Origin of the sequence: Streptomyces angustmyceticus (assembly GCF_019933235.1) — a bacterium.
Lineage (GTDB): Bacteria > Actinomycetota > Actinomycetes > Streptomycetales > Streptomycetaceae > Streptomyces > Streptomyces angustmyceticus.
On the sequence record NZ_CP082945.1, the window covers coordinates 3,487,009 to 3,504,015 of the forward strand.

The 17,007-nt window shown below is 71.5% G+C and carries 16 protein-coding genes; 10 read left to right on the forward strand and 6 right to left on the reverse strand.

Annotated features, from left to right (window positions below; genetic code table 11):
• Positions 1-116: 116 nt before the first annotated feature.
• Positions 117-893, forward strand: coding sequence for a phosphate ABC transporter ATP-binding protein PstB (gene pstB / locus K7396_RS15620; protein ID WP_086718512.1), 777 nt, complete (start codon positions 117-119; stop codon positions 891-893).
• A gap of 150 nt (positions 894-1,043) precedes the next feature.
• Here the strand turns inward: pstB and K7396_RS15625 are convergent, their stop codons facing one another.
• Together K7396_RS15625 and K7396_RS15630 are read right to left on the reverse strand one after the other, a co-directional pair.
• Positions 1,044-2,042, reverse strand: coding sequence for an inorganic phosphate transporter (locus K7396_RS15625; protein ID WP_086718509.1), 999 nt, complete (start codon positions 2,040-2,042; stop codon positions 1,044-1,046).
• Between the two features lie 9 nt (positions 2,043-2,051).
• Complete coding sequence (locus K7396_RS15630; RefSeq protein ID WP_042162406.1) at positions 2,052-2,672, reverse strand: DUF47 domain-containing protein; 621 nt, start codon at positions 2,670-2,672, stop codon at positions 2,052-2,054.
• 194 nt (positions 2,673-2,866) lie between these two features.
• Here K7396_RS15630 and K7396_RS15635 point away from each other — a divergent pair, with 194 nt between their 5' ends.
• Positions 2,867-3,283 carry a metal-sensitive transcriptional regulator gene (locus K7396_RS15635; RefSeq protein ID WP_086718510.1) on the forward strand — a complete coding sequence of 139 codons (417 nt, stop codon included), beginning with the start codon at positions 2,867-2,869 and terminating at the stop codon, positions 3,281-3,283.
• 21 nt (positions 3,284-3,304) lie between these two features.
• Here the strand turns inward: K7396_RS15635 and K7396_RS15640 are convergent, their stop codons facing one another.
• Entirely contained in the window at positions 3,305-3,517 is a 213-nt protein-coding gene (locus K7396_RS15640; protein ID WP_086718513.1) for a hypothetical protein, read from the reverse strand.
• A gap of 156 nt (positions 3,518-3,673) precedes the next feature.
• Entirely contained in the window at positions 3,674-4,534 is an 861-nt protein-coding gene (locus tag K7396_RS15645; RefSeq protein ID WP_152105258.1) for a hypothetical protein, read from the reverse strand.
• A gap of 172 nt (positions 4,535-4,706) precedes the next feature.
• Here K7396_RS15645 and K7396_RS15650 point away from each other — a divergent pair, with 172 nt between their 5' ends.
• Both K7396_RS15650 and K7396_RS15655 read left to right on the forward strand, forming a co-directional pair.
• A complete protein-coding gene (locus K7396_RS15650; protein WP_086721882.1) occupies positions 4,707-4,907 on the forward strand; it encodes a hypothetical protein in 201 nt (66 codons plus the stop codon).
• Positions 4,908-5,152: 245 nt separating this feature from the next.
• Positions 5,153-6,805 (forward strand): FAD-binding oxidoreductase, encoded by a 1,653-nt coding sequence (locus tag K7396_RS15655; protein ID WP_086721881.1) that lies wholly within the window; start codon positions 5,153-5,155, stop codon positions 6,803-6,805.
• 124 nt (positions 6,806-6,929) lie between these two features.
• Here K7396_RS15655 and K7396_RS15660 read toward each other — a convergent pair whose 3' ends face one another.
• On the reverse strand, positions 6,930-7,646 hold the full coding sequence (locus K7396_RS15660) for a phosphatase PAP2 family protein (protein ID WP_086721880.1): 717 nt from the start codon (positions 7,644-7,646) through the stop codon (positions 6,930-6,932).
• 208 nt (positions 7,647-7,854) lie between these two features.
• Positions 7,855-8,859 (reverse strand): bifunctional lytic transglycosylase/C40 family peptidase, encoded by a 1,005-nt coding sequence (locus tag K7396_RS15665; RefSeq protein WP_086721879.1) that lies wholly within the window; start codon positions 8,857-8,859, stop codon positions 7,855-7,857.
• A gap of 499 nt (positions 8,860-9,358) precedes the next feature.
• Here K7396_RS15665 and K7396_RS15670 point away from each other — a divergent pair, with 499 nt between their 5' ends.
• From K7396_RS15670 to K7396_RS15695, 6 genes are all read left to right on the forward strand, one after another.
• Entirely contained in the window at positions 9,359-9,667 is a 309-nt protein-coding gene (locus K7396_RS15670; protein ID WP_006603970.1) for a hypothetical protein, read from the forward strand.
• Positions 9,668-10,160: 493 nt separating this feature from the next.
• Positions 10,161-11,015 (forward strand): hypothetical protein, encoded by an 855-nt coding sequence (locus tag K7396_RS15675; RefSeq protein ID WP_152105259.1) that lies wholly within the window; start codon positions 10,161-10,163, stop codon positions 11,013-11,015.
• Positions 11,005-12,324: a hypothetical protein gene (locus K7396_RS15680; protein ID WP_152105260.1), complete on the forward strand. Its 1,320-nt coding sequence runs from the start codon at positions 11,005-11,007 to the stop codon at positions 12,322-12,324. Before K7396_RS15675 ends, K7396_RS15680 begins: the two co-directional genes overlap by 11 nt.
• Entirely contained in the window at positions 12,321-13,883 is a 1,563-nt protein-coding gene (locus K7396_RS15685; protein WP_152105261.1) for an SCO6880 family protein, read from the forward strand. Before K7396_RS15680 ends, K7396_RS15685 begins: the two co-directional genes overlap by 4 nt.
• 29 nt (positions 13,884-13,912) lie before the next feature.
• A complete protein-coding gene (locus tag K7396_RS15690) occupies positions 13,913-15,337 on the forward strand; it encodes an ATP-binding protein (protein ID WP_152105265.1) in 1,425 nt (474 codons plus the stop codon).
• Positions 15,334-16,998 carry a type IV secretory system conjugative DNA transfer family protein gene (locus K7396_RS15695; RefSeq protein WP_152105262.1) on the forward strand — a complete coding sequence of 555 codons (1,665 nt, stop codon included), beginning with the start codon at positions 15,334-15,336 and terminating at the stop codon, positions 16,996-16,998. Before K7396_RS15690 ends, K7396_RS15695 begins: the two co-directional genes overlap by 4 nt.
• Positions 16,999-17,007 lie beyond the last annotated feature (9 nt).

Consider the following 17,007-nt stretch of genomic DNA (forward strand, 5'->3'; position numbering starts at 1 on the left):
GCATCCGAGGAACGAGGGTGCGGCACCCGGCCGGAGCGGAAGCGAAACGAAGTCCGACCAATTGACGCAGCCCGGCCGCTGACACAGCCCGGCGACAGAAAGAAGCAGTGATCTCCATGGCCAAGCGAATCGACGTCAGCGGCCTCTCCGCGTACTACGGCGGCCACAAGGCCATCGACGACATCTCGATGACCGTCGAACCGCGCTCCGTGACGGCCTTCATCGGCCCGTCCGGCTGCGGCAAGTCGACCTTCCTGCGCACCCTGAACCGGATGCACGAGGTGACCCCCGGCGGCCGCGTCGAGGGCAAGGTGATGCTGGACGACGAGAACCTCTACGGCTCCGGGGTCGACCCGGTCGCCGTCCGCCGCACCGTCGGCATGGTCTTCCAGCGCCCCAACCCGTTCCCCACGATGTCGATATTCGACAACGTCGCGGCCGGGCTGCGGCTGAACGGCTCGTACAAGAAGAGCGAGCTCAAGGACATCGTCGAGAAGTCCCTCAAGGGCGCCAACCTCTGGAACGAGGTCAAGGACCGCCTGAACAAGCCCGGCTCGGGCCTCTCCGGCGGCCAGCAGCAGCGGCTGTGCATCGCCCGCGCCATCGCGGTCGAGCCGCAGGTGCTGCTGATGGACGAGCCGTGCTCGGCGCTCGACCCGATCTCCACCCTCGCCATCGAGGACCTGATCGGCGAGCTGAAGGAGCGCTTCACGATCGTCATCGTGACGCACAACATGCAGCAGGCCGCGCGGGTCTCGGACCGTACGGCGTTCTTCAACCTCGCCGCCGTCGGGCAGCCCGGCAAGCTCGTCGAGATCGACGAGACCGAGCGGATCTTCTCCAACCCCTCGGTCCAGGCCACGGAGGACTACATCTCCGGCCGCTTCGGCTGAGCCCCGCGCGCCCCGGCCGCCCGGCCGGGGCCGCCCCCTCCACGTCCTGCGGTGCTGCATGGCGGTGCCACCGCACGACGAAGGGCCCGCCCCTCTTCCCGGGGGCGGGCCCGTTCCTGTGCTCGTGTCCGGCCGCACGGGCCGGCCGCGTCAGCCGAACGCCAGGCGGATCAGCCAGAACGCGAGCGCCGCGACCAGCGCCGCCGCCGGCATCGTGATGAACCAGCCCATCACGATGTTCTTGGCGACGCCCCAGCGCACCGCGCGCGGACGCTTGGTCGAACCGACGCCCATGATCGCGGAGGTGATGACATGGGTCGTGGAGATCGGCGCCTGGAACATGAACGAGGCGGTGTACATGACCGAGGCCGCGGTGGTCTCCGCGGCGAAGCCCTGCGGCGGGTCCAGCTCGATGATGCGGCGGCCCAGGGTGCGCATGATGCGCCAGCCGCCCGCGTACGTGCCCAGCGACAGGGTGAGCGCACAGGCCAGCTTGACCCATATCGGGATGGCGTCGTTGGCATCCTCGACATCGGCGATGACCAGGGCCATCACCACGACACCCATGGTCTTCTGCGCGTCCTGCAGACCGTGTCCGAGCGCCATGCCGGCGGCCGAGACGGTCTGCGCTATGCGGAAGCCGCGCTTGGCCTTGTGGGGGTTGGACCGGCGGAACATCCAGAGGATGACGACCATCACGAGATAGCCGAGCACCAGGCCGATGACCGGTGAGATGAACATCGGCAGGACGACCTTCTCGACCACGCCGCCCCAGATGACCTTGGTGCCGCCGGCCAGCGCCGCTCCGACCATGCCGCCGAACAAGGCGTGCGAGGACGAGGAGGGCAGGCCAAAGTACCAGGTGACGAGGTTCCAGACCACCGCGCCGAGCAGCGCGGCGAAGAGGATGCCCATCCCCTGGTTGCCCTGGGGAGTGGCGATCAGCCCTTCGCTGACCGTCTTGGCGACCCCGCTGCCGAGGAACGCGCCGGCGAGGTTCATCACGGCGGCCATCGCCAGGGCCGCGCGCGGGGTCAGCGCCCGCGTCGAGACCGAGGTCGCGATGGCGTTCGCGGAGTCGTGGAAGCCGTTGGTATAGGTGAATCCGAGCGCGACCGCGATGGTCACGACGAGCGCGAAGGTCTCCATGGGCGGCGCTCAGGACTCCTTGACCGCGATGGTCTCGACCGTGTTGGCGACGTGCTCGAACGCGTCCGCCGCCTCTTCCAGGATGTCCACGATCTGCTTGAGCTTGAGGACCTCGATGGCGTCGTACTTGCCGTTGAAGAGGTGCGCGAGCAGCTTGCGGTGGATCTGGTCGGCCTGGTTCTCCAGGCGGTTGACCTCGATCCAGTACTCGGTGAGGTTGGTCATCGTCCGCAGGTGCGGCATGGCCTCGGCGGTCAGCTCGGCCGCCCGCGCCAGCACCTCGATCTGCTGGTCGATGCCCTTGGGCAGTTCCTCGACCTTGTAGAGGACGACCAGGTCGACCGCCTCTTCCATGAAGTCCATGATGTCGTCGAGCGACGAGGCGAGGTTGTAGATGTCCTCGCGGTCGAACGGCGTGATGAACGAGGAGTTCAGCTGGTGGAAGATCGCGTGGGTCGCGTCGTCACCCGCGTGCTCCGCCGCCCGCATCCGCTCGGCGATCTCTGCCCGGGCCGAGGCGTCCGCCCCGAGCAGTTCCATCAGGAGCTTGGAGCCCGTGACGATGTTGTCCGCGGAGGCGGCGAACATGTCGTAGAAGCTCGTCTCCCTGGGGGTCAGACGAAAGCGCACGTGAAATCCTCGGGGTGCATCGGATTCGGTCGAGTTGATGCTAGGCGCATCATCCAGCCACAGCTAACCGGCGTTCCTTCAGTGTCGCCCATCGTGCAGCATGCTCTGCACGGGGTACCACGGGTGCCCGCAAAGTTCGGTACCATATACCCACCAGGGGTATATAGATCGCCTAGATACCACGGGAGACGGCCATGACGACCACGGACGCCGACACCAGCGGCAGCGCCGCAGCCGCCGCGGCCCCCCACCCCCAGCAGCCGGGCAACGACCCCCTGAACACCGTTCAAACCGTGACCGACGACGCAGAGATTCCGGCGACACCGGGCCCCCACGGCTACGCACAGCAGAAAGACGCACACATCAAGCGACTGCGGCGGATCGAGGGGCAGATCCGCGGACTGCAGCGGATGCTCGAAGAAGACGTCTACTGCATCGACATACTCACCCAGGTCTCGGCGAGCACGAAGGGCCTGCAGTCCTTCGGCCTCCAGCTCCTGGAGGAGCACCTGCGGCACTGCGTCGCCGACGCGGCCGTCAAGGGCCCCGAGGCCATCGACGCCAAGGTCCAGGAAGCCACCAAGGCCATCGAGCGGATGCTGCGCACCTGAGCCGGCCGGCCCGCGTGCCCGCTAGCCGGGGGTGGGCCCCGCCGGACCGGCCCGCGGAGGCACCCGGTCCGCGCCGTCGGCGTCCTCCCCGTCGACCTCCAGCACCTCGTCGATGCGGTCCGGGCTGAGCCGGTCCTCGCTCGCGGCGGCCGCCGCGATCATCAACTCACCCGTCAGATCGATCTCGACGAGGGCGACGTGGTCCTGGACCGTCGTCGGGCGGTGTCCGGACACGTACCACACCTCCTCCTCCGAGCGCCTTCCCACGTCTGCGGTGGTTACCGTCAGCGTAAAGACGGGCGCACGCTCCGCGCATGGCACGGATGGACCATTTCCGCCATCCGGCAAGCGCCCCCGTCACGTGCCCCGGCAGCCCCGCCCCGCCCCGAACTAGCGCGCGGGCGAGGCGATCTTCCCCGCGTAGATGTCACGGTCGTCCGGCAGCCGCACCGCGACCTTCCTCCCGAAATCCGACAGTTCGGTGGTGGAGGTCACCGATGCCCCCTTCGGCGAGCCGTTGGCGAAGCGGAACCACTGGCGCACCTTGCGCGGCCGCCCGTCCTCGTCCAGATACACCTCGAACGGCACCGCGTCGGTGGTGAACCCCTGCTCCGCGGCGATCAGCGCGGGCTGGGTACGCGGCGACGCCTGCCGGGCGGCCGCCCCGATGTCCGTCGTCCCGCGGTAGTGCCGCACCAGGACGCCGTCCAGCCGCCCCTCCCCCTGATACGTCACCTCCCGTGCGCCGCGCAGCAGTTCCGCGGCGGCCAGCGGATCCGTCGCCCCGCCGGTGACCAGGTTCCCGTCGCTGAGCGACGCGGTGTAGACCCGCACCCACTTGTCGTCCGGCACCCCCGCCCCGCGGTTCTTCATGAACAGCGCACCGGGCGCGAGGATCTCCGTGACCGGCTGACGGCCGCCACCGGACCGGCCCGCGGGATCGGGGAGGACCACCCGCAGCCGCCCGGTGCTGGTGGCGAAGTCGTAACCGCCGGTGCCGCGGATGGCGACGCGGGTGCCGCCGCTGACCGTCTCCATGGACGTACGGACCCCGGCGGAGCCGGCCCGCAGCAGGGCGGCGGCGCTGCCCCGGACCGCGGCGGCGGCAGCGGCCCGGCCGGCGGGGTCCTGGTCGTCGGCCGCGGCCCCGTCCGGGGAACAGCCCGTCGTCAGCAGCCCGACCGCCAGACCCGTCCCGCACGCCACGGCCACGACGACCGCACCGCCGCCTCGCCTGTCCTGCACCACCATCGCGTACGAGCCCCCTCGGCCGCTGTCTTCGGGAACGGCCTGGGCCGGCCGGTCCGCTCGGGAGGGTCACCGGTCCGCCACCGCCGCCTCTGACGTTCCGTCGACCGCCCGGTTCAACGACCGTCACGGGGGCTCGTCACGCAAGGGCACCTGGGGCGCGTAGCGTGGCAGAGTGCCCGACGCGCCCGACCGAGCCCCCCACGCCACCTCCACCGCCGAGAGCGGTTCCTTCTGCACGGCCCGCTGCGCCTGCGGCTGGCGGGGGCCGGCCCGCCGCGCCCGCTCCCAGGCGCGCACCGACGCGGAACGCCACCTGGCGGACGCCGCGGCCGGACCGCAGCCGGACACCGGCTCCGGGCGCCCCCTGGAATGAGTCCGTCCGTTCCGGGAACCCCGCACGCCTGTACGGCATCTGGCTAGTCAGGGAAGCAAACGCACCATGCCGGTAACGGACTTCGCGGACGGCACCGGACAGCGCGGAGCATTACCGGCACAGCGGGGGCGAGGGCAGCGCGCCGCCGCGACCGCCCGGTGCGGCGTTCCCGCACGTGCCCCGTGACCCGGTCCATCGGCGGGCGGGGCAGGACCGGACAAAAACATCGAGGGGGATTCATCCCAGTGAAGCGGCGCACACTCCTGCAGGCGGGCGGCGGACTGGCGGCGGCCTCGGTCGCCCTGGCCACCGGATGCGACAACAAGACCGGCAAGGCGGGTGCGGCGTCCTCCACCTCCGCCACGGGCGCCGCCACCGGCACCGGCGCGGCACAGACCAACGCGGCCTCCGCCTCGGCGGCCGCCACCGGCGGCCACGCCTCGAAGGCGTCCTGGACCGCGCTCGGCAAGAGCCTGGACGGCAAGCTGATCCGGGCCTCCGACGCCGCCTACGCGACCGCCCGCCGCCTCTACAACACCCGCTACGACACGCTGAAGCCGTCGGCCATCGCGTATGTCGAGCACCCCGCGGACATCGCCGAATGCCTCGCCTTCGCCCGGCGGCACGACACCCCGGTCGCCATCCGCAGCGGCGGCCACTCCTACGCCGGCTGGTCCAGCGGCAACGGCAAGCTGGTCATCGACGTCTCCGCGCTCTCCAAGGTCGGCGCGCCGTCCGGCGGCACCACCCGCATCGGCGCCGGCGCCAAGCTCATCGACGTCTACCAGGGCCTCGGGGCGCACGGCGTGACGATACCCGGGGGCTCGTGCCCCACCGTCGGCATATCCGGCCTCACCCTCGGCGGCGGCCACGGCGTGGCCTCCCGCGCGTACGGCCTGACCTGCGACAGCCTCGTCGGCGCCACCCTGGTCACCGCCGACGGCAAGACCGTCGACTGCGACAAGAGCCGGCACGCCGACCTGTTCTGGGCGCTGCGCGGCGCCGGCAACGGCAACTTCGGCGTGGTGACCGAACTCCGCTTCCGTACGCACCCCGCGCCGCGCGCCGTGATGGCGTACATGACCTGGCCGTGGGCCAAGGCGGCGAAGGTCGTGGCGTCCTGGCAGAAGTGGGGGCCGGCGCAGGCCGACGAGATATGGTCCGCCTGCCACCTCGACGCCCGCCCCGGCACCACCCCGTCCGTCTCCGTCGCCGCCTTCTCGCTCGGCAGCTACCGCGAGCTGCAGAACGCCGTCGACAAGCTCGCCGACCAGCCGGGCGGCCCCGGCCCCGCCAAGAGCGTCCACCTCACGCCGACCGGCTACCTGGACGCGATGGAGTCCTACGCGGGCTGCTCCTCCAAGTCCACCGCGCAGTGCCACATGCCGGGTTCGCTGCCCGGCCACACGAGCGCCGGACAGCTGGGCCGCGAGACCTACGCCGCCCGCTCGCACTTCTTCGACCGCTCGCTGTCCGCGGCCGGCATCCGCACCCTGATGGACCAGATCGAGGCGGGCGGGCGCAAGGGCGTCAACGGCAACGTGGCGCTGACGGCGCTGGGCGGCGCCATCAACCGCGTCGGGCGCACCGACACCGCCTTCGTCCACCGCGGCTCGCGGTTCCTGGCCCAGTACTTGACGTCCTGGCCGGGTGGGGGCACCTCCCAGGGCCGTTCAGGCCCTGGGGGAGGCTCGTCCGCGACGCGTACAGCGTGGCTCAATTCGTTCCATGACGCGATGCGCCGCTACTCGTCGGGCGCCGCCTACCAGAACTACACGGACCCCGGGCTGAAGGACTGGAAGTCCGCCTACTACGGCGCCGCCGCCACCCGTCTCGACCAGGTCAAGCGGACCTACGACCCGCAGCGGCTGTTCAGCACCTTCCCGCAGGCGCTCTGACACCGGCGGGCCCCGGCGGACACACGGACGGCCCGGCCCCGCGAGGGGTCCGGGCCGTCCGCATCCGCCAGGTCGTCGCTCCCGGGGGCCGCCGGGCCGGGTCGTTCCCCGGGCCGGCGGGCCCTCAGGCCGCCAGGTCCTTGTCCCGCTCCTTCTGCCCGCGCGGCATCGCCGATCCGGCCACCACCCGGCCGCCCTCGGCGTCCTGCCCCGCGCCGGCGTCCGCGCCCGGCGCGCGCACCAGCCACGCCGCCTTCGACCGGCCGACCGCCGTCGCCAGCGGCACCAGCAGCGCCTGCGCGAGCGGCGCCAGCAGCAGCGCGACGGCGGTGCCCAGCGCGAACCCGCCGACCACGTCGGTCGGGTAGTGCACGCCCATGTAGACGCGGCAGAAGCCCTCGGCGAGCGCCAGCGCGATGCCGATCAGGCCGTACTTCCGGTGGGCGACGAACAGGCCGACGCCGACCGCCATGGTGAGCGTGGCGTGGTCGCTCACGAACGAGTAGTCGCTCTTGCCGGGGATCAGTACTTCCAGCCCGGCATGGTCCTTGAACGGCCGCGGCCGCTCCACGAACGCCCGGATCGGGATGTTGGCCAGCAGCGCGAGGCCCGCGGCCAGCGGCGCCCAGACCAGGCCCGCGACGGCGGACGGGGCGCCCGGTCCACGGCGCGCCGACCACCAGGCGATCAGGCACAGCACCCCGAGGCCGGCGATGATGCCGTACTCGCCGATGTACTCCATGGCCTTGTTGACCCAGTGGGGGGCGTCCTTCGCGAGGCCGTTGATGCCGTCGAGCACGTCGACATCGGGGTTCGGCCCCTCGAGTGCGAGTCCAGCCATCTGCCGCGGCCCCTTATCTTTCGCGCGCGCGAGCGCCGTCGTGTGCTGCCTGCCCCCGTGGTCGTCGAGCGTGTGCTGCGTCGAGCTGCTGCGCTACGTCCCCACGCCAAGGAAACGCGATCTCCACCCCGGCCGTTCCACTCTCCACCGGATGATCACCAGGACGTTATCGAAGCTTGACTCATCGCTGCAGTTCAGGGCCCTATGTTCACGCAGCGTTCGTGCCGGGCAGCGCTTTTGCGCCATCGGACGTGACGCGCGTGGCCCCGATGTAGTCCGGCGAATCGATCTTGTCGAACCGGATCACGGCCCCGGTGTACGGCGCATTGATCATGTAGCCGCCGCCGACGTAGATCCCCACGTGGTGGATCGACCGCGGGTCCTTCAGGTCGTAGGCGAAGAACACCAGGTCACCCGGGAGCAGCTCGTCCCGCTTCGGATGCGGCCCGGCGTTCCACTGGTCGTTCGCCACCCGGGGCAGCTCGATGCCCACGGAGCGGTACGCCGCCTGGGTCAGCCCCGAACAGTCGAACCGCCCGCCCTGCGCCGCCGTTCCCGTACCACCCCACAGATAGCGCGTGCCGAGCTTCTCCTGCGCGAAGTAGATCGCCCCCGCGGCCTGCTTCGACGGCGCCACCGGACCCGACGGCGCCTCGAAGCTCTTCGCGAGCGTCGTGATCGTCTTCACGTAGTTCTGCGTCTCGCGGTACGGCGGCACCCCGTTGTACTGGATGACGCGGTACGCCCCCGCGTTGTACGCGGCGAGCATGTTGTGCGTGGCGTCGCCCGGCGCGCCCTTCACGTAACTGGCCAGCTCGCAGTCGTACGAGGCCGCCGACGCGATCGCGTCCTGCGGGTCCCACACGTCCTTCTTGCCGTCGCCGTTCCCGTCGATGCCGTGGGTCTGCCACGTCCCCGGGATGAACTGCGCCATGCCCTGGGCGGCCGCCGGGCTCTGCGCCCGCGGGTTCCACCCGCTCTCCTGGTAGAGCTGCGCCGCGAGCAGCGCGGGGCTTATCGCCGGGCAGAGCGTGCCCCACTTCTGCACCAGTTGCTGGTACTCGGCCGGCACCGCGCCCTTCGCCAGCCCGAGCGCCTGCCCGCCGGCCCCGGCCAGCCGGGCCGCCACCGTGTACGTACCGATCACAAGCAGCCCGAGCAGACAGAGCACCAGCCCCGTCCCGAGCCCACCGGCCACCCAGAATTTCCGCACCCCCCAACCCTCCCCCATTCAGGCGCGGTTCACTGCCATTTTCCGGCCGCTCCGCGCGCGCCGTGCCGTTCCCGGTGCGACACGACGGCGCACAGCACGGCGCAGGGGGCGCTCCGGCCCCGGTGTGAGATGCCCCTCATGGCGACGTCCGCACCCCCGCCGGATGGGCGACACTGCACACGGAACCGGCACCGGAGCGCGGCCGCCGTACCCGGGCCGCGTCACCACCCGAACGGCCCCGGCCCAGGCGGCGCGCCGGACCGGCCATGACCTCTTCCGATGATCATTGCTCAGGGTAGGGCCCCGTGATACACACAGTGAGACCAGTCGGTTCAATGGACGACGTGCGCCCGCACGTCCACGCCACTCCCACGGGATCCGTCAAAGAAAGCCGCCAAGACGACAGCTGACGGCCCGTTCGTCAGCGAAGATAGAGAGCGACCCGTGCCGCGCCGGCACCGGGCACACAACTACCCATCAAGGGGCGGTGAGTTCACACATGTTCATTGCGGCCGAAAAGGGCGACATCACCACCATCATCGGCGGAATCGCCCCGGACTGGGGACCGTTCGGGAGCCTGGGCAACGAAGCCCGCGTGATGATCGAAGTGGTCATGGCGGTGGCGATCCTGCTGTGCCTCGGCATCGCGATCTGGGGCGCCGCCAAACAGCGCATCGGCGCCACCGCGCTGCGCGACACCTTCAGCGCCGAACAGGGCAAGGGCCTCATCGTGGCCGGCCTGACCGGCGTCTTCATCATCGGCTCCCTGGGGACGCTGTTCACCATCGTCTACGGCATGGCGGTCTAGCGCGGGCACCCCTCGGGCCGCGCCGTGCCCGCCCACGTGGTGCACCCCACCCGGACCGCGCCCGTCCCGGGCCGCTCCCCCTGCGCCCCCGCCCGCCCTCTCTCCGCCGTCCCGTGCCCCCACTCACCCCCACCGGATCCACCTCCCCCGCCGAGGCGACATGCTGACGTCCCCTCACGCCCGGCCCGGCACCACCGGGCCCGCGTCCTCGTCACCCCCGCCACCAGCGGACCGATTGGGAGGACCCCGGGGCGGGGACAGGTGCACCCGGAGGCAGGAAGACGCAAGAAGGCGACGGCGACCACGGAGCGGGCTATGAGCACATATGACCCACAGTCCCCCATTCGCCTCTGCCGTACCGCATCTGAGGACCCGTCACGGTGAGATGTACTCGTACCGCCGCACCCGAGCCGCCGCCCGCGCGGCTACGGTCATATGAGGGCGGCACAACCACGGCACGCACGGCGACAGCGGCAGAGGGGGCACAGGCGCGATGAGTCTCAGTGACGACGGCGGCTACGGCGGCGACGGCCACCGCGGTTCCGAGTCGGGCCAGACACGGACCAGACTTCCCGACACCGGCGGTGACCCCTACGGCTCCGGACGCCGGCCCCGCGCCGGCATGTCCAGCCGCAACCTCGTCACCATCGTCGGCGTGGTCGTCCTGCTGCTCGCGGCCATCGCCTTCGCCAACCGCGGCGGCAGCGGCAACAGCGAGACCCCCTCCGGCGGCTCCCCCAAGGACACCGCCCAGGCCCAGCCCACCGCCCCCACCGGCACCAGGCCCGCCACCGGCAAGACCGGCGGCATCGCCTCGGGCTTCGCCAGGACGGAACAGGGGGCACAGTCGGCGGCGGCGAATTATGCGGTGGCGCTGACCAGTGACGGCATGTACCTGACTGCCAGGCGCCACGAGATCGCGAAGGCCGTCTATGCGCCCGCGGTGGCCGCGGCACGCAAGGACGACCTCGACAAGGTGTACTCCGACCACGCCTTCCTCGGCCGGATCGGCCTCAAGCCGGACGGCACCGCGCCCAAGGGCATGACCTTCGTCTCGCGCGCGAACCCCGTCGGCACGAAGACCGAGGCGTTCAAGGGCGACACCGCCAGGATCTCGGTCTGGTACTCCGCGCTCTTCGGCCTCGCAGGGACGCAGTCCAAGAACCCTGTCACGGAGAGCTGGTACACGAACACCTTCGACCTGCAGTGGACGGGCGGGGACTGGAAGGTCACGGACTTCACGCAGAAGGACGGTCCCGCGCCGATCGGGAGGGACCAGGCTGCCGCGTCGGCAGAGGACATGACCAAGGCCGTGCAAGGGTTCGGAGGGTTCACCTATGCCCGCTAATAGTCACCGCCGCGCCCTCTCGCTCGCTGCATTGGTGACGGTCGTCCAGACCACCGCCGTGCTCCTGGCCTCGCGTGCCTTTGCGGCACCGAGCCCCACCCCGAGCAGCAACCCCTGTGACCTCGTCCGTGGCCCCGCCAAGGACTACTGCCAATCCGGTGACAAAGCAGGTTCCGGGGCGCCCAAGGCGCCCGGCGGCCTCACCGACAACAACCCTCTCGACCCCCTCGACTCCCTCGCCAAGGGATGCGCCAAGGCCGCCGCCTGGATCGTCACCAAGCTCTCCGACGCGGTGAAGGCGACCTCGCAGGTGGACTTCACCAACGCGGCCTTCCTGCGGCAGTACGCCGTCGTCTTCGCGGCCTCCACCATCCTCACGCTCGTGCTGTGGCTCCTGGCGGTCGCCAAGCGGGCGGTGCGCGGGGTGCGGCTCACGGAGGCGATCAGCGAGGCGGTCGGGTTCCTCTGGCTGACGGTGCTGGCCTCCGCGTTCACCCCGCTGATCCTCTACACGATCGTCTCGGCGACCGACGGGGTCACCGAGATCATCGCGAAGGGCACGGGGGCGCAGACCGACACCTTCTTCGGGGCGTTCTCGCAGGCGCTCACCAAGGGCACCGACATCGGCGGCGGCCCGATCATGCTGATCGTGGTGTCGCTGGTCTCCGTGCTCGCCGCCGGTGTGCTGTGGCTGGAGCTGGTGATCCGGGCCGCGCTGCTGTACGTCGGGGCGCTGCTGGGCACCGTCGTCTACGCCGGGCTGGTCGACAAGAACATGTGGGGGCATGTGCGCCGCTGGGCGGGCATCATGATCGCGGTGATCATGGTGAAGCCGGTCATCGTGATCGTGCTGGGCATCGCCGGCGCGCTCTCCCACGACAAGGGGCCGAACGCCTTCTCCGCGGTCGTCTCCGGGCTCGCGATCATCGTCCTCGCGATCTTCGCCAGCGCGGTGATCTACCGCTTCGTCCCCGGCTTCGGCGACGAGATGGTCTCGGCGCGCACGAACAAGGGCCGGGCCACCGACGGCAGCCAGGCCGCCGCGATGATCTCCTCGCCCGCCGCGCTGGTGTCCCAGGGCATCAAGACCCACAGCTCCCGCCGGTCCGGCGGGGACGGCGGGCAGCCGCAGGGCGCGCAGGGCGGCCAGTCCCGGCCGGCCGACGCGGTGGCCGGCGGCGTCGCCGCGCACAGTTCCCGTACCGGCGGCGGCCGCTCCTCGGCCCCCGCCACCCCCGCCCCCCGTACGAACCCCGGCCCGAGCGGCAGCCCCCGCACCGGCAAGACAGCAGGAGGTGAGGGGCGTTGAGCACGCAGTCCCACCCGATCGCGCCACGTCGCACGTACCTGATCGGCCGCGCGCGGCCCAACGCGATCGTCGGCAAGAACCGCGAGACCGGTGAGATCGCGCTGATCATCGCGGGGGCGTTCCTCGGCATGATGTGCGGGCTGCTGGTCCCGATGCTGCCGCTGCGCATCGTGTCGCTGACCGGCTTCCCGATGCTGGCGCTCGCGGTCGTCTACGTGCCGTACAAGGGCCGTACGTTCTACAAGTGGTTCGAGATCCGGCGCAGCTTCCGCCGGACGGTCCGCCGCGGCGCCACCTACCGCTCCGGCGCCGCCGAGGCGGGCGTCCGGCTGGACGGCCGCGAGGTCGAGATCGGCCCGCCGCCCGGCATCGGCCGGATCAACTGGCTGTCCGCGCCGTTCGGCCCGGACGAGATCGCGGTGCTGCTGCACGCCGACCGCAAGACGGTGACGGCGGCCATCGAGATCGAGGGGCCGGGCGTCGGCCTGCGCGACAGCGAGGACCAGGAGGCGCTGGTCGACCGTTTCGGGACGCTGCTCAAGCACGTCGCCAACGGGGACGGCTTCGTGACCCGGCTGCAGATGCTGGCCCGTACGCTGCCCGCCGACCCGGACGCACACGCCAAGGACGTCGCCCAGCGCGGCGACAAGAACTCCCCCGACTGGCTGCAGGAGTCCTACGACCAGCTCCAGTCGATGGTCTCCACCTCCTCCGAACAGCACCGCGCCTACCTCGTCGCCTGTATGCACTACACCCGCGAGCTGGCCGCCGAGGCGCAGACCATGGCGCGCGCCGCCCGGATGCACCAGGGCGGGCTGCTGCGCAAGAAGCTGGACCGGGACGCCGGGCTCGCGGTCGTCATGGCCCGTGAGCTGACCGACATCTGCGCCCGGCTCGCCGAGGCCGACATCCGGGTGCGCCAGCCGCTGGGCCAGGCCCGGCTCGCCTCCCTGGTGCACTCCATGTACGACCCGGACCACCCCATCGACCACATCCAGGCGATGAGCAGGCGCAACGCCTGGCCGGCCGAGCTCGACGCGATGGAGCCGACGTATCTGCAGGCCAAGACGCGGGAGTCGACGACCCGCGCGCCGTGGTGCCACGCCACCGCCTGGGTCAAGGAGTGGCCGCTGACCCCGGTGGGCGTCAACTTCCTCGCGCCCCTCCTGGTGCACACCCCGGACGTGATCCGGACGGTCGCGGTCTGCATGGACCTGGAGCCCACCGAGATCGCCATCGAGCGGATGCTCACGGAGAAGACGAACGACGACGCCGAGGCCAGCCGCGCGGCGAAGATGAACCGGGTGGTGGACCCGCGGGACGTCGCCCACCACGGCCGCGTCGACCAGCGCGGCGAGGACCTGGCGTCCGGCGCGGCCGGCGTCAACCTCGTCGGCTACCTCACGGTCTCCTCCCGCTCGCCCGACGCGCTGGCCCGCGACAAGCGCACCATCCGCGCCTCGGCGGGCAAGTCCTACCTCAAGCTGGAGTGGTGCGACCGCGAGCACCACCGGGCGTTCGTCAACACCCTGCCGTTCGCGACCGGGATCCGCCGCTAAAGCCGCTGGGAGGCGCGTACGTCATGGCCATGCTCGATCCGATCGGAGCGCTCACCGACGCGTTCACCAGCTTCCTGTTCGGGAAGGTGGAGACCACCCGGCTGCCCGTACGCACCTCCACCGGCCAGGCACAGGCGGTGTATCTGCCCACCGCGGCCCCCGGCCTCGGCGACTCCGGCGTGATCATCGGCCGCGAGGTCTACAGCGGCAAGGGCTACATCTACGACCCCTTCCAGCTGTACGGGCAGCAGCTGCCGGCCCCGCACTGGCTGGTCCTCGGCGAGTCCGGCAACGGCAAGTCGGCGCTGGAGAAGACCTACGTCCTGCGGCAGTTGCGGTTCCGCGACCGGCAGGTCGTGGTGCTCGACGCCCAGGGCGAGGACGGCGTCGGCGAGTGGAACCTCATCGCCGAGGAACTGGGGATAACCCCCATCCGCCTGGACCCGACCGCCGCCCTCAACGGCGGCATCCGCCTCAACCCCCTCGACCCGTCGATCACCACCACCGGCCAGCTGGCCCTGCTGCGGACGATCATCGAGGTGGCGATGGGCCACGGCCTGGACGAGCGCTCCGGCTTCGCCCTCAAGGTCGCGCACGCCTACGTCAACGACACCATCACCGACCGCCAGCCCGTCCTGACCGACATCGTCGAGCAGCTGCGGCACCCGGAGGCGGAGTCGGCGGAGTCGATGAACGTCGACATAGACGACGTCCGGGCCTGGGGTCTGGACGTGGCCCTGGTCCTCGACCGGCTCGTCGACGGTGACCTGCGCGGCATGTTCGACGGCCCGACCTCGGCGGGCATCGACCTGGACGCGCCACTGATCGTCTTCGACCTCTCGCACATCGACCGCAACTCCATCGCGATGCCGATCCTGATGGCGATCGTCGGCGTCTGGCTGGAGCACACCTGGATCCGGCCCGACCGCAAGAAGCGCATCTTCCTGGTCGAAGAGGCCTGGCACATCATCAACTCGCCGTTCGTCGCCCAGCTCTTCCAGCGGCTGCTGAAGTTCGGCCGGCGGCTGGGCCTGTCGTTCGTGGCCGTCGTCCACCACCTCAGCGACGTCGTCGACGGCGCCGCCGCGCGCGAGGCCGCCGCGATCCTCAAAATGGCCTCGACCCGCACCATCTACGCCCAGAAAGCCGACGAGGCACGCGCCACGGGCCGGGTGCTGGGCCTGCCGCGCTGGGCCGTCGAGATCATCCCGACCCTCACCCCCGGCATCGCGGTCTGGGACGTCAACGGCAACGTCCAGGTCGTCAAACACCTCATCACCGAGGCAGAGCGCCCGCTCGTCTACACCGACCGGGCGATGACCGAGGCGTCCGCGATGCCGACGGACGAGGCGCGCGCCCTCCAGGCGGCGGCGGACGCCGAGGCCGAGGCGCGCGCCGAGGCCATGGCGATGGAGCGGCAGTGGAGAGACGAGTCGAGCGAGACGGTGGCGTGACGCGCGGATACGACGAGGAACGAGGCAGCCGCCGTGACGCCCCCGCGGCCCGGGGGCGCGGCATCCCCGACTCCCTGCTGGTCGGGTTGCTCGCCTTCCTGCTGGGCCTGACGTTCCTGGTGTGGACGGCGACCGGCCTGGCCGGCCTGTTCACCCACGGCGCCTGGCCCGACCGCGTCACCTACCCCGGTACGGCACTGGCCCTGCGCCACCTGGTCTCCGCGCCGCACGACCTGGCCGCCGCCTGGCCCGACACCCCCAAGGGGCAGCTCTCCGGGTACGGCCTGTTCTGGGGCATCCTCATCGGCGAACTGATGGTCCTGCTGGTCCTGGTGATCTTCGCGCTGGGGACGATCACCCGCTACCGTGCCGTACGGGCGGCACGACGGGCCAAGGCCGGAACGGCGGCCCGCGACACACGAGACGCAGGCCCGGACACGGCGCTTCCTGGTGAGACGGAAGCCCCCCGGCCGCCTCACACACCTCCGAACCCCCGGGAAACGCCCCGGGAAGCGGCCCACACGGCCCCGGAGCCCACGGCGCACCACGAGAGGGCACCCGCCGAACCGGCCGTCCCCGCCACCCCGTCCGTCCCCCTCGACTCCCCCGGGACAGCCACGTCCACGGCCATGGCCACGGCGACCGGCCCCCTCCCCGAGCAGCGCACCGCTCCCCCGGCCGCCCCGCCTCTCCCCGGAGCCGAGAGCGCCGCCCCGCCCACCGAACCCGCCCTTCCCCGGCTCCAGTTCGCTCCCGACCGCGCCGTCGCCCGCGCGGCCTCCCTGGCCGTCGCGGCCGCCGCCCCGGGCCCCCTCGTCGTCGCCACGACGGACCCCGCGCTCTGGTCCGAGACCAAGGACGCGCGCGCCAAGCTCGGCCCGCTGCTGACCTACGACCCCACGCACCGTCTCGACACCCCGGCCCGGCTGCGCTGGTCGCCGACCTCCGGCTGTACGGACCTGGCGACCGCCACGGCCCGCGCCACCGCCCTGCTGGCCCCGGTACGCCCGTCCGGCGCCCTGGACTCGGCCGTCGCGGACGCCGCCCAGACCCTGCTGCGCTGCTGGCTGCACGCCGCCGCGGTGGACGGCCGCCCGTTCCGCCAGCTGCACCGCTGGGCGCACACCTCCGGCGCCGCCCAGGAACCCGTCCGCATCCTGCGCACCAGCGCCAAGGCGTCCGGCGGGCAGGCCGGCGAGCTGGAGTCGGTGCTGACCGCCCACCCCGAACGACGGGAAGCCGCGCAGCAGTTGGTCGGCCGCGCGCTGACCGCCCTCTCCTCGATCCACATCCGGGACGCCTGCACACCACTTCGAGCGGATTCGCTCCTCCTCGAATCATTTATCGAAGAGGGGGGAACGCTTTACGTGGTAGGCGATCCCCTCGAGGATCCGCGTACCGACCCGGGTGCGATGCCATTGCTCACCGCACTCCTCTCGAGCGTGGTCGAGCACGGCCGCCGCATGGCCGAACGGTCATCTGACGGTCGGCTCGACCCACCACTCACCCTCGTCCTGGACGACATCGCGGCCCTCGCCCCGCTGCCGGCGCTCCCCGGCCTCCTCGACACCGGCCGCGACCGCGGACTGTTGACCCTGGCGACCATGCGCTCCCGGGAACAGGCCCGCGCCCGCTGGCCCCACCACTCCCTGCCGGCCTGACCCGGCACG